The following is a 14,202-nucleotide window of genomic DNA, read 5'->3' on the forward strand; positions in this document are numbered from 1 at the left end:
GAGGCCAGCGATGCGATCCTTTATCCTTGATTCAGACCGCCGAAAACATTACTTTTGCCCGCTATCGTCAGGAGAATATTATGAGCCATAACCTTGCCCTGCTGTCCCAGGAAGAGAAAGACAAGATTAATGTCGATTTGGCGGCAGCGGGTGTGGCGTTTAAAGAGCGCTATAACATGCCGATCGTCGCCGAAATGGTGGCGCAGGAGCAGCCCGAAGCGCTGCGTGACTGGTTTCGTCAGCGTCTGATGCATTACCGCCAGGCATCGCTCAGCCTGTCGCGCCTTCCTTATGAACCGAAGATGAAGCAATGATATTTCGCGTTATTGATACCGAAACCTGCGGTCTGCAGGGTGGCGTAGTCGAAGTGGCGTCCGTGGATGTGGTCAACGGCCAGATTGTGAATCCGATGAGCGATCTCACCCTGCCCGATCGCCCTATCAGCCGTCAGGCGATGGCCGTGCATCGCATCACCGAAGCGATGGTCGCCGGTAAGCCGACCATTGAAGAGGCGATCCCACGCTATCACGGCAGTGCTTTTTACGTGGCGCACAACGCCAGTTTTGATCGCCGGATGCTGCCGGAGATGTACGGAGAGTGGATCTGCACTATGCAGCTGGCGCGTCAGCTCTGGCCGGGCATTAAATATGGCAACCAGGCACTGCGTCATTCGCTGAAGCTGGATGTCACGCCGCCCGCCGACCTGCATGCCCACCGCGCGCTCTATGATTGCTATGTTACGGCGGCGCTGCTGATTCGTATTATGGAGACCTCCGGCTGGAGTGCCTCCGAGATGATTGTGCGGTCACAACCGGCAGCCCAGCGCGACGACGTTCTGCCCTTTGGCAAATACCGCGGCCAGGCGATCGCGGTGGTCGCGCGCAAGGATCCGGGCTATCTGAAGTGGATGCTGGATAACGTCAGCGATCTGCGCCCGCCATTGCGGCAGGCGCTGCGTAAGTACCTGACCGAATCTCAGTAATCCTGAGCTGGCGGTAAGGTGCCCTGCGCCAGTCCCAGCAGGAAGGTGTATTCCAACGCGATCCCTTCATAGGCTTTGTAGCGCCCCGACTTGCCGCCGTGACCCGCATCCATGTCGGTGCAGAGCAGCAGCAGGTTATTGTCGGTTTTCATCGATCTCAGCTTCGCCACCCACTTGGCTGGTTCCCAGTACTGCACCTGCGAATCATGCAGGCCGGTGGTGACCAACAGGTGGGGATAGGCTTTCGCCTCGATGTTGTCATAAGGGCTGTACTGGCGGATATAACGGTAGTACTCCGGATCATTAGGGTTGCCCCACTCGTCATACTCGCCAGTGGTCAGCGGAATCGACTCATCCAGCATCGTGGTGACCACATCCACAAACGGCACCTGAGCAACCACGCCGTGGAACCGCTGCGGTGCCAGGTTAATCACCCCGCCCATGAGTAAGCCACCCGCGCTGCCACCCATGGCATAGAGTCGTTCCGGGTGTCCGATGCCACGCGCCACCAGCGCGTTAGTGACATCGATAAAATCGGTGAAGCTGTTCATTTTGTTCAGCAGGCGACCGCCGTCATACCATTGCTGCCCCAGCTCACCGCCGCCGCGCACCTGTATCAGCGCATAGACAAATCCGCGATCCAGCAGGCTCAGGCGGCTGACGCTGAAATCGGCATCCATACTGCTGCCGTAGGCACCGTAGCCATACACCAGCATCGGATTCTGACCGGGCTGATAGTGTTTGCGGTGATAGACCAGCGATACCGGCACTTCGGTGCCATCGCTGACTTTGATCCAGTGATGTTCGCTTTTGTAATCTTCCGCGTTAAAGCCTTTCACCGCGCTCTGCTTCAGGATGCGGCGTTCGCCGGTATCCATATCCAGTTCAAACAGCGTGGTCGGCGTGGTCATCGACGAATAGCCGTAACGCAGTTTGCTGGTGCGCGGCGTCGGATTGTAGGCCAGCCAGGTCACATAGGTCGGATCGTCAAAGGCGATGCCGCTGGTTTCACCGCTGGCCCAGTTGATCTGCCGCAGGCTGGTTAAGCCGCGCTGGCGCTCCTCGACCACCAGCCAGTCCCGAAACAGCTGAAAATCTTCCATCACTACCTGTTCACGTGCCGGGATCAGGGTTTCCCAGCGTGACTCGTCCAGATAGCGGCTGCGGTACAGCCCGAAGTTTTCGCCTTCCCGGTTGGATCGAATGAAGAACTGATGATCGTAGTGGTCGATGCTGTACTCATGATCGCGGCGGCGCGGCAGAAACACATGGGGCTGCGCGTCGGGGAAGTTCGCATCAATCAGCTGAATTTCGCTGGTGTTGGTGCTGTAGAGGGCAATCATGATGAACTGCTTGGAGGTGGTCTTATGTACGCTGAGATGATAAGTGTCATCCTGCTCTTCATAGACCAGCTGGTCGTCGAACTGCGGCGTACCCAGTTCGTGTCGCCACACCTGATAAGAAAGCAGCGTCTGCGGGTGTTTTCGCACATAGTAGAGGGTGCGCGAATCATTACCCCACGCGAAGCTGGAAGAGGCGTTGCTCAGCACTTCAGGGTACCAGCTGCCACTCTTCAGGTTACGGAAGCGGATGCCATATTGCCGGCGAGACAGGAAATCTTCAGCCAGCGCCATGACCCGGTTATCCGGACTGATATGCAGCGCGCCCATGGTATAGAAATCACTGTGCGAGGCGCGCTGGTTGGCATCCAGCAGCAGGCTCCACTCGCCAGACTCATCGCTCGCGGCGGGCTGGCGGTAATAGGCCGGGTATTCGTTACCGCTCTGATAACGGCTCTGATAACGGTAGCCATTTTTCACATAGGGCACTGAGTGATCTTCAGGCGGCAGCCGATCGATAATCTCTTTTAATACCCGGTCCTGCAGTGGCTGCTGTGACGACATGATTTTTTTGCCGTAGTTGTTTTCGGCACGCAGGTAATCAAGGACCTCGCTGTTTTCGCGCTTGTCGTCGCGCAGCCAGTAGTAGTCGTCAACGCGCGTCTCGCCGTGCAGCGTCATCTCATGGGGTATTTTTTTTGCGATGGGTGCTTTCATCCATCCGTCTCCGTGAACGTAATGATCTGTAAGCGTAACACTTCAGCAGCGGGAAGCCAGGTATAGGTTGAGAAGCAGCCGCTGGCGGATCACATCCTGTGACCCGCCAGCGGAATATCAGAGGGATTAACTGGCGGGTAAACGGGCTTTCTCAGCCTCAAGATCCTGCTGGATACCGTCGCGAACATCCTGGGGGATTTTCAGCGCGTCGCCCAGCGCGGAGAGATAACTGCGCTCCATGAAGTGATCAACGTCGATGGCGGCACAGCTCAGGAAGTAGAGTTCCAGCGCCTCCTCCTCGTTTTTCACATCGGCGGCCAGCCACTGCGGATCCAGCGGGCGGTTCATCGCTTTCTGGATCAGCTGTTCCGCTTCCTGACCGTAACCGGACTGATGAATATTCTGCTCAATGGCTGCCCGTTCCTGATCGTCAATGTGCCCGTCGCTTTTGGCGGCAAACACCAGCGCCGTCACCAGACGTTCGGCCCGCAGGTTAACCGGCGTCTGCGCCACGCCAAAGTCAGGTTCATTCTGGTGCGCTTCGCTGACCCGCTGCTTGTATTTGTTCCATAACACCGCGCCCGCAGCCGCACCGCCACCGATAATCAGCGCCTTGCCGCCGTATTTTGTCAGCAGTTTTCGCGACGATTTACTGGCAATCAGCATACCGGCCAGGCCGCCCAGCGCACCCGGCGCCAGCATGTCGCTTAAGCCGCCGCCCGATTTGCCCTCACCGCCCTTCTTCGTCAGTACCGACTGAATTTGTTGCAACCAGTTATTCATCATCCACTCCTTTTAAGATGTCAGTCCGCTATCCTGACGAAAAGGATGTCAGGAAACGTCAGAGCGGGAAAAGTAAGGCAAAAGGTCGTGCCAGATGGACGAAAGATGAGAACGCAAACGTTTTCGTTTATACTTGCGCGCGAATTTTGACTGCTTAGGTGAAGAAATGACGACTCTCGGAACAGCGCTGCGTCCGGCAGCAACGCGTGTGATGCTATTGGGTTCAGGTGAACTGGGTAAAGAGGTGGCGCTGGAGTGTCAGCGTCTGGGTGTGGAAGTGATCGCGGTTGATCGTTACGCCGATGCCCCGGCGATGCACGTCGCCCATCGCAGCCATGTGATTAACATGCTGGATGGCGCGGCACTGGCAGCGTTAATCGCTGAAGAGAAGCCTGATTTTGTCGTACCGGAAATCGAAGCCATCGCCACGGAGACCCTGGTTGAACTGGAGCAGCAAGGCCAGCGCGTGGTGCCGACTGCCCGTGCCGCGCGGCTGACCATGAACCGCGAAGGCATTCGTCGGCTGGCGGCTGAAGAGCTCTCTCTGCCGACCTCCCGCTATCACTTTGCCGATAGCAAGGCGCGCTTTGATGAGGCGGCTACCGAAATCGGCTTTCCCTGCATTGTGAAGCCGGTGATGAGTTCATCCGGCAAAGGCCAGAGCTTTATCCGCGATGCCAGCCAGCTCGATAACGCCTGGGACTATGCGCAACAGGGTGGCCGCGCGGGTGCCGGACGCGTCATTGTCGAAGGCGTTGTCGACTTCGATTTCGAGATCACCCTGCTGACCATCAGTGCAGTCGATGGCATTCATTTCTGTGCGCCGATTGGTCACCGTCAGGAGGATGGCGATTACCGTGAATCCTGGCAGCCGCAGCAGATGAGTGATGTGGCGCTGCAGCGGGCGCAGGAGGTTGCCGCGCAGGTGGTTAAGGCGCTGGGAGGCTATGGTTTGTTTGGCGTTGAGCTGTTTGTCTGCGGTGATGAGGTGATATTCAGCGAAGTTTCGCCGCGTCCTCACGACACCGGCATGGTGACGCTGATTTCGCAGGATCTGTCAGAGTTTGCGCTGCACGTGCGGGCGTTTCTCGGTCTGCCGATTGGCGCGATTCGCCAGTATGGTCCGTCAGCGTCCGCCGTTATTCTGCCGCAACTGACCAGCCAGAATGTGCAGTTTGTGAATGTCGAAGCGGCGCTGGGTGCCGGTCTGCAACTGCGCCTGTTCGGCAAGCCGGAAATCAGCGGCCAGCGTCGGCTGGGCGTGGCGCTCGCCAGCGGTGACAGCACCGATCAGGCGATTGCGCGTGCCGTTGCCAGCGCAGCAGCGGTCACGGTTCAGGGATAAACGTGTGCGGTGAGCAGACGCTCACCGCCATAACTTACTTCGCGCCTTCAACAGCTTCGCGTGCCAGGCGGGTGATGCGATCCCAGTCGCCCGCTTCCAGCGCGTCGTTGGGCACCAGCCAGGAACCGCCGATGCACAGCACGCTTTTCAGCGCCAGATAGTCACGGTAGTTCGCCGGAGAGATGCCGCCGGTCGGGCAGAATCGCACCTGCGGGAAGGGTCCGCCAATCGCCTGCAGCGCTTTAACGCCGCCGTTTGCTTCTGCCGGGAAAAACTTGAACTCGCGCAGACCGTAGTCCATACCGGTCATTAGCTCAGAAACGGTGCTGATGCCGGGAATCAATGGCACCGACCCCTCAACCGCCGCTTTCAGCAGCGACTTGGTGACACCAGGGCTGATCACAAACTGCGCACCTGCATCGGTCACTTCCTGTAACTGCTGCGGATTAATCACCGTTCCCGCACCGACGATCGCATCCGGCACTTCTTTAATCATCGCACGTAAGGCATCCATCGCCACTGGCGTGCGCAGCGTCACTTCCAGCACTCTGACACCGCCTGCCACCAGCGCTTTTGCCATCGGCACGGCGTGTTCCAGTTTGTTCACAACGATGACCGGCACCACAGGTCCGGTGGTCAGAATCTGTTCTGCACTCGTTTTCCAGTTTTTCATCAGTTCCCCTTGCTTGATAACACCGGGATTGCGACCCGGTCATGGAGCATCGGCTCCTGCCCTGTAAATTGCGTCACTACCATACATGATCAGCTTCCTGAGCGTCTATCATCCTGCGACCATTTTGAAACGGCAGTTCAATTTTATTCGTGTCGGCTGGCCCGGTTTAAGGGCGAAAAAAAAGCCCGCGCTGCGGGCTTCATCATCACTTCCGTTATTCGAACTCGTTCCACGAACGGCCATCGCGGGTAATCATCGCCACTGAGGCCACCGGGCCCCAGGTGCCCGCCTGATACGGCTTGGAAGAGTCGCCGTCCGCAGCCCAGGCGTCGATAATGGAATCGACATAGGTCCACGCGGCTTCCACTTCATCGCGGCGCACAAACAGCGCCTGGATACCGCGCATGCTCTCCAGCAGCAGACGCTCGTAAGCATCGGCAAGGTGTGACTGGTTAAAGGTCTCGGAGTAGCTCAGATCCAGCTTGGTGGTCTGCAGTTTGTGCTTGTGATCGAGGCCTGGCACTTTGTTCAGGATCTCGATATCCACCCCTTCGTCCGGCTGCAGACGAATCGTCAGCTTGTTCTGCGGCAGCTCTGAGTAGGAGTCTTTAAACAGGTTCATTTCCGGGTTTTTGAAGTAGACCACGACTTCTGAACACTTGGTCGGCAAACGCTTACCGGTGCGCAGGTAGAACGGCACGCCCGCCCAGCGCCAGTTGTCGATATCGACACGAATTGCCACGAAGGTCTCTGTGGCGCTCGACTTATTGGCACCCTCTTCTTCCAGGTAGCCCGGCACTTTTTTGCCCTGCACAAAGCCAGCGGTGTACTGGCCGCGAACGGTTTTCTCACGCACGTTAGTCTGATCAATGCGGCGCAGCGAGCGCAGCACTTTAACTTTTTCGTCACGGATGCTGTCGGCGCTGAGGTCGGACGGCGGTGACATGGCGATCATGGTCAGAATCTGCAGCAGGTGGTTCTGGATCATGTCGCGCATCTGGCCCGCTTTATCGAAGTAACCCCAGCGGCCTTCGATACCCACTTCTTCGGCCACGGTAATCTGGACGTGGTCGATGGTGCGGTTATCCCAGTTATTCACGAAGATAGAGTTGGCAAAGCGCAGCGCCAGCAGGTTAAGCACGGTCTCTTTGCCGAGATAGTGGTCAATACGGAACACCTGGCTCTCATCAAAGTACTCACCAACGCTGTCGTTGATCTCCTGCGAGGTTTCCAGTGAGGTACCCAGCGGCTTCTCCATCACTACGCGCGCCGGTTTAGCATTCAGCTTCGCGGTGCCCAGACCCTGACAGATGGCGCCAAAGGTGCTGGGTGGCATGGCGAAGTAGTTGATGGTGGTGCGATTTTTCTGGTCCAGCATCTTGCCCAGTTTCGGAAAGTGCGTGGTGTCGTTGACATCGAGGTTGCAGAAGTCGAGACGATTGCTGAGTTTGTCCCACAGCGCTTCGTCAATCTTCTCCTTCATGAAGGTTTCCAGCGCTTCACGTACCACTTTGGTGTATTCCGCTTTATCCCACTCGGCACGGCCGACACCAATAATGCGGGTTTCCTCGTGGATCTGCCCCGCTTTCTCTAACTGGTACAGTGAAGGCAACAGTTTACGGCGTGCAAGATCGCCTTTGGCACCGAAAATCACCAGATCGCATGCCTGGGCTGTTTGTGTTACCGCCATTTTCCTCTCCTCGTTGCAGGATAGTCCGGTGGTGATGCATCCTCTGCCACCGGGTCCAGGTTATTATTTTCTTTGAGCACAATGTACTTTTTTCCCCGCGCCAGGTAAACCGACTCGCCGGGTCAACCGCATTAACTCTGTACCGGATGTGCTAAGCGCGTGTGATGACACGTGCGGATTGCCGGTTTTTTCTGTGTCTGTTGGTGTCAGGAAAATCAGGCACCGGTCAAAGTATCCCAAAAAAAAGGGCAATCGACTTGTCCGCCGTTGCGCCTGGCAGGTGCTGACACGATATAGTCTCTGTTAATCGACTCTGACGACAGGGATAATTGAAATTGGTAAAAGTGATTATGGTCATCGGCTTATGAATATGCTGGAAAAAATTGACGCGCAGTTCGCCGCGCTCAGCAATGCGGAACAGAAAGTCGCCCGGCAGATTCTGGCTGCGCCTCAGGCGGCGATGCACTCCAGCATTGCGACCCTGGCGCGCGAAGCGTGCGTCAGCGAACCCACGGTGAATCGCTTCTGTCATCGACTGGGCGCGCGCGGCTTTCCCGACTTTAAGCTGCAACTGGCGCAGAGCCTGGTGAAAAGCAGCAACTGGGTCAGCCGGGGCGTGGAGGACGATGACAGTGTGGAGAACTACAGCCACAAAATCTTTGACTCGGCGCTGGCAGGGCTGCAGCGGGTGCGGGATCAACTGGATAGCGCCCAACTGCAGCAGGCCGTCACCCTGATTACTCAGGCTGACAAACTTGCCTTTTTCGGGCTGGGGGCTTCCGCTGTGGTGGCGCATGACGCCTTTACCAAATTTCTGCGCTTTAATCTGCCGGTCATCTGGTCAGACGATATTGTGATCCAGCGCATGAGTTGCATAAATAGTCGAGCCGGTGACGTTTTTGTTCTCATTTCGCATACTGGACGCACAAAAAATATGGTAGAACTGGCTCGCCTGGCCCGTGTAAACGGTTCCACCGTTATAGCCATCACCTCTGCCGATTCTCCCCTTGCCCATGAAGCAGCGATAGCTTTAGTGCTTGATGTACCGGAAGATACGGATATCTATTTGCCGATGGTATCGCGCCTGGCGCAGTTGACCGTGATCGATGTGTTGGCGACCGGTTTCACCCTGGAACGGGGTGCGCCCTTCCGGGAAAACCTGAAACGCGTGAAAGAGGCGTTGAAAGCGTCGCGTTACGAAAAGCACACCATTCGGGAAAAGGATGATCAGCAAAAAAATTAACATCACATTTACAATGTGAGTCGTATCACAACCCGTCGATCATATAGAATAGATAACCATGCTGTGTCCTCAGACCAGGGCACGCTTAAATGTTTACGGAGTCCTCGATGTCAAGACGTCTCAGAAGAACCAAAATCGTTACAACTCTCGGCCCGGCCACCGATCGTGATAATAATTTAGAAAAAATCATCGCTGCCGGCGCGAACGTTGTACGACTCAACTTCTCTCACGGCACGCCAGAAGATCACCAGATCCGTGCCGATAAAGTGCGTGAGATTGCCGCAAAACTGGGTCGCCACGTGGCCATCCTCGGTGACCTCCAGGGTCCAAAAATTCGTGTTTCAACCTTCAAAGAAGGCAAAGTTTTCCTGAATATCGGTGACCGTTTCCTGCTGGATGCCAATCTGGGTAAAGGCGAAGGTGATAAAGAGCGCGTGGGTATCGACTACAAAGGCCTGCCGGCAGATGTGGTGCCGGGCGATATCCTGCTGCTGGATGATGGCCGCGTGCAGCTGAAAGTGCTGGAAGTTCAGGAGATGAAAGTGTTCACCGAAGTCACCGTGGGTGGCCCGCTGTCGAACAACAAAGGCATTAACAAACTGGGCGGCGGACTCTCAGCTGAAGCGCTGACCGAAAAAGATAAAGCGGATATCATCACCGCCGCCAAAATCCGGGTCGACTATCTGGCCGTCTCTTTCCCACGCTGTGGTGAAGATATGAATCTGGCACGTCGTCTGGCGCGCGAAGCGGGTTGTGACGCCAAACTGGTCGCAAAAGTAGAACGTGCTGAAGCGGTCGCCAGCCAGGAAGCGATGGATGACATCATTCTGGCCTCTGATGTGGTGATGGTGGCGCGTGGCGATCTGGGCGTTGAGATTGGCGATCCGGAACTGGTCGGTATTCAGAAAGCATTGATTCGTCGTGCCCGCCAGCTTAACCGCACCATCATTACCGCGACGCAGATGATGGAGTCGATGATCACTAACCCGATGCCGACCCGCGCAGAAGTGATGGACGTGGCGAACGCCGTGCTGGATGGCACCGATGCCGTGATGCTCTCTGCGGAAACCGCAGCGGGTCAGTATCCGGCTGAAACTGTCTCAGCGATGGCGAAGGTCTGCCTGGGCGCGGAGAAGATCCCGAGCGTCAACGTCTCCAAGCATCGTCTGGACGTGCAGTTCGACAATGTCGAAGAAGCGATTGCTATGTCATCCATGTACGCCGCGAACCACCTGCAGGGCGTTACCGCGATCATCACCATGACCGAGTCGGGCCGTACCCCGCTGATGACCTCACGTATCACCTCAGGCCTGCCGATTTTTGCCATGTCACGCCATGAACGCACGCTGAATCTCACCGCGCTCTATCGCGGCGTGACGCCGGTGTTCTTCGACAGCAATAACGACGGTGTGGCTGCTGCACACGATGCGGTTAACCTGCTGCGCGACAAAGGCTTCCTGGTCTCTGGCGATCTGGTCATTGTGACGCAGGGCGATGTGATGGGCGCCACCGGCACCACCAATACCACACGTGTGCTGCGCGTGGATTAATTGAGCCCGGGTTTACATTGTCGGTGTAGAATAAACGACGCGACTGCCTGGCAGTCGCGTTTTCTTTTCTGACAAGGAGGCCAGATGGCCCGTTTCCACCCCATCAGCCAGCTTACCGGCCGAATTTTACTCTTTCCTCTGGCGTTAGTGCTGTTCGAGTTTGCCACCTATATTGCTCATGACATGATCCAGCCTGGCATGCTGATCGTCACCAGTGAATTTTCCGTCGGCCCTGAATGGGTCTCCACCTCCCTGACCGCTTACCTGATTGGCGGCGTGGTGCTGCAATGGCTGCTGGGTCCTCTCTCTGATAAGTTTGGCCGGCGACCGGTGATGCTCTTCGGCATCCTGTTTTTTGCCGTCGCCTGCATGCTGATGCACTGGGTCAGCTCGATTGAGGAATTTGTCAGCCTGCGCTTTATTCAGGGCATCAGCCTCTGCTTTATCGGCGCGGTCGGCTATGCCGCAATTCAGGAAGCCTTCGATGAGGCGCTGGCGGTGCGCATGATGGCGCTGATGGCCAACGTGGCGCTGCTGGCTCCGCTGGCGGGTCCGCTTGCTGGTGCAGCCTGGCTCACCATTGGCAGCTGGCGCAGCATGTTCTGGCTGTTTGCCGCCTGCAGCCTGGTCGCCTTTGTGGTGCTGTGGCGTGTGATGCCCGAAACCGCAGGTGACCGCAGTCATTCCATCGCCCTGCCCAATCTTGCACGCAACTATGGCCGGCTGATGAAAGACCGGCTGGTGATGTTTGGTTCCTTCGCTATCGGGCTGGTGTTTATCCCGATCCTCACCTGGGTTGCTCTTTCGCCGGTGATCCTGATGCACGACGAAGGTCTGTCACGCATGCAGTACGCCCTGTTGCAGCTGCCGGTATTTCTGGCGATGATCGCCGGTAACCTGACGCTGAGTAAGCTGGCGGGACGCGTGCCGATTGAGCAGCCGGTGAAGTTCGCCGCCTGGCCGATTCTGATTGGTCTGAGCCTGGCGCTGGTGGCGAGCCTGATGAACAGCCACGGTTATCTGCTGATAACCGCTGGCCTGAGTCTCTACGCCTTTGGTGCTGGCATGGTCAATGCCGGACTGTATCGCCTGACGCTCTACGCCAGCAACGAAGGCAAAGGCAGTGTGGCAGCGATGCTGGGAATGATCAGTATTATGACGCTGGCGGTGGGAATTGAGCTGGCAAAAAGCGGCTACTTCAGCGGCGGCACGCTGTGGTTCTGCCTGGTCAACTTTATCAGCGGCGTGCTCTGGTTTGGCCTGGTGATCCTGTTTATGCGCGAGCGTAAACGTCGCAGCAGGCTGGAGGCGTTATAAAAAGGCAGCCCAGCCACAGGTGTGTCCTGAGCAGGCAGCTCAGAAGCTCAAAGCAAGGGAACACACGCCTGTAGCCAGTGATTAAGAGATAAGAAAAGGCCGCTTTCGCGGCCTTTTTGCTATTTGCGCGGATAGAGATCTTTGCGCGAATAGGGCTCGATGTCACCCTCTTTACGGGTCTTCAGCAGCTTGAGGATCCATGTGTACTGCTCGGGATGCGGGCGGACAAACACTTCCACTTCTGCATTCATCTGGCGAGCCAGCTGGTGATCGTCGGCTTCCAGCAGATCGTCCATCGGCGGACGCACATAAATCTCAAGCTTATGCGTTTTGCTGTTATAAACCGGAAACAGCGGCACCACGCGCGCGCGGCACACTTTCATCAGTCGCCCTACCGCAGGCAGCGTCGCTTTATAGGTAGCAAAGAAATCGACGAACTCACTCTGCTCCGGGCCATGATCCTGATCGGGCAGGTAGTAGCCCCAGTAGCCCTGGCGGATTGAACTGATAAAGGGTTTGATTCCGTCGTTGCGCGCATGCAGCCGTCCGCCATAACCGCGGCGTGCGGTGTTCCACGCATAGTCCATCAGCGGATCGCTCTGGTTATGGAACATCGCCGCCATCTTTTGACCTTCTGACGCCAGCAGCATGGCGGGGATATCCACCGCCCAGCCGTGCGGCACCAGGAAAATCACATTCTGCTGCTCCGCTTTCATCTGGTCGATAATTTCACGACCATGCCACTCTACACGTTCACGGATACGTGCCGGATCGCGCAGCACCAGCTCGGTCATCATTGCCATCGCCTGCGGTGCCGTCGCAAACATCTCATCGACCAGCGTCGCACGCTGCGCCTCGCTGAGTTCCGGCAGACAGTAATAGAGGTTAATCAGCGCACGGCGCCGTGCACCCTTTGCCAGCTTACCGGCGAATTTGCCTAACCGACCCAGCAGAGGATCGCGTACTTTCGGCGGTAGCATCGCCATCGCGGCCAGACCACCAATCGCCAGCCAGCTGCCCCAGTATTTAGGTTTGAGAAAAGAACGTTCAAAAACGGGAATAAATTCAGTGTTATTTTTTTTACGGGTTTCCATGCACTCGCCTCAAGCAATGACCGGCTAATGATAGTGACGACCTGAAAATTTGCAATCATCCTGCGCCATATAGCAAAAAACCGACGGGAAACCCGTCGGTTTTTGCGCGATTTGACGAAATTCGCTTACTTCAGACCCAGCTGAGGCAACCAGGATTTAACCTGTGCCATGTAATCGCTGCGATCTTTACCGGTCAGGCCTTCCATCCGCGGCAGTTTCGCCGTTAATGGGTTGACCGCCTGATTATTGATCCAGATTTCGAAATGCAGATGCGGCCCGGTAGATCGTCCGGTGTTGCCTGACAGTCCAATACGGTCGCCACGCTTCACTTTCTGACCTGGCTTCACCAGCACTTTCTTCATGTGCATATAGCGCGTCATATACTGACGGCCATGACGAATGGCGACGTAGTTACCCGCGGCACCGCCGTTCTTCGCCACCACTATTTCACCATCACCCACTGCCAGCACCGGCGTACCGATCGGCAGCGCAAAGTCGACGCCTTTATGAGGCGCTATGCGGCCGGTAACCGGGTTGAGACGACGCGGATTAAAGTTAGAGGAGACACGATACTGCTTAACCGTCGGGAAGCGCATAAAGCCGCGCGCCAGACCGGAGCCGCTGCGATCGTAGAACTTGCCATCTTCGGCGCGGAAAGCGTAATAGTCTTTACCCCCGCTGCGCAGGCGCACACCCAGCAACTGGCTTTGCGCACTCTTGCCATCCAGCATTTCGCGTGACATCAGTACGCTGAACTGGTCACCCGCACGCAGCTTACGGAAGTCCATCTGCCACTGCAGCGCTTTGATCACGGCGCTGGCTTCGGCACTGCTCAGTCCGGCACGCTGGGCGCTGGCGGCAAAACTGCCGCGCACTTCGCCCTGCATCACGCTGTTGCGCCATTCACCCTTCTGCATCTCCGCATCCATCTTAAAGCCACCTTTAGGGGTGCGCTCATAGGTGCGGGTTTCACGGCGGGAAATTTCCCAGCTCAGGGTTTTCAGGCCGCCATCATCATCCAGCGTCCAGCTCAGCTGCTGACCAACCTGCAGATTACGCAGGTCGCGATCGCTCATCACCAGCGCATTAATGTCACTGATGTCGATGCCATACTGATTCAGGGCACTGCTCAGGGTATCGCCGGATGAAACGGTGTAGTCGTGAACACCGGCCGTTTCGGGCACGTCAGTGTCCACATCGTCCGCAGGCAATTCTTCTTCCGGTTCCGGTGTGCTCTGATCGATAGGCTCACTGGCTTCCGGCAACAGCGTGCGGAAGGTGTTCTTATCCAGTTCAATGTTTTTGACGATGGGCGTCACATCATCCGAAGGATGATAAACGTAAGGCCGCCAGACAGCGACGGCCAGAGTGACTACAGTTAAAGAACCCAGCATTACGCGGTGGGGGCGCGGCAAATTATTAAATGCGAGGGCGACAGAGCGGGCTATCTGCTGCACTTTTACCTATT

At 56.7% G+C, this 14,202-nt stretch carries 12 protein-coding genes; 6 read left to right on the plus strand and 6 right to left on the minus strand.

What is annotated here, in order from left to right:
- The first annotated feature begins 80 nt into the window (after positions 1 to 80).
- Positions 81 to 314: a DNA polymerase III subunit theta gene (locus ACMGGP_RS09790; RefSeq protein WP_010258692.1), complete on the plus strand. Its 234-nt coding sequence runs from the start codon at positions 81 to 83 to the stop codon at positions 312 to 314.
- Positions 311 to 982, plus strand: a complete 672-nt coding sequence (gene exoX / locus ACMGGP_RS09795; protein ID WP_022625523.1) for an exodeoxyribonuclease X — start codon at positions 311 to 313, stop codon at positions 980 to 982. Before ACMGGP_RS09790 ends, exoX begins: the two co-directional genes overlap by 4 nt.
- Here the strand turns inward: exoX and ACMGGP_RS09800 are convergent.
- Positions 976 to 3,039 (minus strand): prolyl oligopeptidase family serine peptidase, encoded by a 2,064-nt coding sequence (locus ACMGGP_RS09800; RefSeq protein WP_498798393.1) that lies wholly within the window; start codon positions 3,037 to 3,039, stop codon positions 976 to 978. The genes exoX and ACMGGP_RS09800 overlap by 7 nt on opposite strands.
- 126 nt (positions 3,040 to 3,165) lie before the next feature.
- Positions 3,166 to 3,825: a tellurite resistance TerB family protein gene (locus ACMGGP_RS09805; protein ID WP_498798394.1), complete on the minus strand. Its 660-nt coding sequence runs from the start codon at positions 3,823 to 3,825 to the stop codon at positions 3,166 to 3,168.
- 163 nt (positions 3,826 to 3,988) lie between these two features.
- Here ACMGGP_RS09805 and purT point away from each other — a divergent pair, with 163 nt between their 5' ends.
- Entirely contained in the window at positions 3,989 to 5,167 is a 1,179-nt protein-coding gene (gene purT / locus ACMGGP_RS09810; RefSeq protein WP_457174055.1) for a formate-dependent phosphoribosylglycinamide formyltransferase, read from the plus strand.
- 34 nt (positions 5,168 to 5,201) lie between these two features.
- Here the strand turns inward: purT and ACMGGP_RS09815 are convergent, their stop codons facing one another.
- Positions 5,202 to 5,840, minus strand: coding sequence for a bifunctional 4-hydroxy-2-oxoglutarate aldolase/2-dehydro-3-deoxy-phosphogluconate aldolase (locus tag ACMGGP_RS09815; RefSeq protein WP_060680383.1), 639 nt, complete (start codon positions 5,838 to 5,840; stop codon positions 5,202 to 5,204).
- A gap of 214 nt (positions 5,841 to 6,054) precedes the next feature.
- Positions 6,055 to 7,530: a glucose-6-phosphate dehydrogenase gene (gene zwf / locus ACMGGP_RS09820; protein WP_010258671.1), complete on the minus strand. Its 1,476-nt coding sequence runs from the start codon at positions 7,528 to 7,530 to the stop codon at positions 6,055 to 6,057.
- 364 nt (positions 7,531 to 7,894) lie between these two features.
- On the opposite strand from zwf, the gene ACMGGP_RS09825 reads away from it, so the two are divergent.
- The 3 genes from ACMGGP_RS09825 to ACMGGP_RS09835 all read left to right on the plus strand — a co-directional run bounded on the left by ACMGGP_RS09825 (position 7,895) and on the right by ACMGGP_RS09835 (position 11,640).
- Complete coding sequence (locus tag ACMGGP_RS09825; protein ID WP_263055967.1) at positions 7,895 to 8,773, plus strand: MurR/RpiR family transcriptional regulator; 879 nt, start codon at positions 7,895 to 7,897, stop codon at positions 8,771 to 8,773.
- A 107-nt stretch (positions 8,774 to 8,880) separates the two neighbouring features.
- Positions 8,881 to 10,323: a pyruvate kinase gene (pyk, locus tag ACMGGP_RS09830; RefSeq protein ID WP_031591426.1), complete on the plus strand. Its 1,443-nt coding sequence runs from the start codon at positions 8,881 to 8,883 to the stop codon at positions 10,321 to 10,323.
- Positions 10,324 to 10,407: 84 nt separating this feature from the next.
- Complete coding sequence (locus tag ACMGGP_RS09835) at positions 10,408 to 11,640, plus strand: MFS transporter (RefSeq protein WP_022625519.1); 1,233 nt, start codon at positions 10,408 to 10,410, stop codon at positions 11,638 to 11,640.
- A gap of 119 nt (positions 11,641 to 11,759) precedes the next feature.
- Here ACMGGP_RS09835 and lpxM read toward each other — a convergent pair whose 3' ends face one another.
- Positions 11,760 to 12,734, minus strand: a complete 975-nt coding sequence (lpxM, locus tag ACMGGP_RS09840; RefSeq protein ID WP_022625518.1) for a lauroyl-Kdo(2)-lipid IV(A) myristoyltransferase — start codon at positions 12,732 to 12,734, stop codon at positions 11,760 to 11,762.
- Positions 12,735 to 12,859: 125 nt separating this feature from the next.
- A complete protein-coding gene (gene mepM, locus ACMGGP_RS09845) occupies positions 12,860 to 14,191 on the minus strand; it encodes a murein DD-endopeptidase MepM (protein WP_010258653.1) in 1,332 nt (443 codons plus the stop codon).
- Between the last annotated feature and the right edge of the window lie 11 nt (positions 14,192 to 14,202).

Origin of the sequence: Curtobacterium sp. BNK-1, from assembly GCF_048685235.1 — a bacterium.
Classification (GTDB): Bacteria; Pseudomonadota; Gammaproteobacteria; order Enterobacterales; family Enterobacteriaceae; genus Pantoea; species Pantoea agglomerans.

What these genes read in the sequence shown, in the direction of transcription:
- ACMGGP_RS09790 (WP_010258692.1), top strand. Translation starts at nt 81, where the DNA reads ATGAGCCATAACCTTGCCCTGCTGTCCCAGGAAGAGAAAGACAAGATT.
- exoX (WP_022625523.1), top strand. Translation starts at nt 311, where the DNA reads ATGATATTTCGCGTTATTGATACCGAAACCTGCGGTCTGCAGGGTGGC.
- ACMGGP_RS09800 (WP_498798393.1), bottom strand. Translation starts at nt 3,039, where the DNA reads ATGAAAGCACCCATCGCAAAAAAAATACCCCATGAGATGACGCTGCAC.
- ACMGGP_RS09805 (WP_498798394.1), bottom strand. Translation starts at nt 3,825, where the DNA reads ATGATGAATAACTGGTTGCAACAAATTCAGTCGGTACTGACGAAGAAG.
- purT (WP_457174055.1), top strand. Translation starts at nt 3,989, where the DNA reads ATGACGACTCTCGGAACAGCGCTGCGTCCGGCAGCAACGCGTGTGATG.
- ACMGGP_RS09815 (WP_060680383.1), bottom strand. Translation starts at nt 5,840, where the DNA reads ATGAAAAACTGGAAAACGAGTGCAGAACAGATTCTGACCACCGGACCT.
- zwf (WP_010258671.1), bottom strand. Translation starts at nt 7,530, where the DNA reads ATGGCGGTAACACAAACAGCCCAGGCATGCGATCTGGTGATTTTCGGT.
- ACMGGP_RS09825 (WP_263055967.1), top strand. Translation starts at nt 7,895, where the DNA reads ATGAATATGCTGGAAAAAATTGACGCGCAGTTCGCCGCGCTCAGCAAT.
- pyk (WP_031591426.1), top strand. Translation starts at nt 8,881, where the DNA reads ATGTCAAGACGTCTCAGAAGAACCAAAATCGTTACAACTCTCGGCCCG.
- ACMGGP_RS09835 (WP_022625519.1), top strand. Translation starts at nt 10,408, where the DNA reads ATGGCCCGTTTCCACCCCATCAGCCAGCTTACCGGCCGAATTTTACTC.
- lpxM (WP_022625518.1), bottom strand. Translation starts at nt 12,734, where the DNA reads ATGGAAACCCGTAAAAAAAATAACACTGAATTTATTCCCGTTTTTGAA.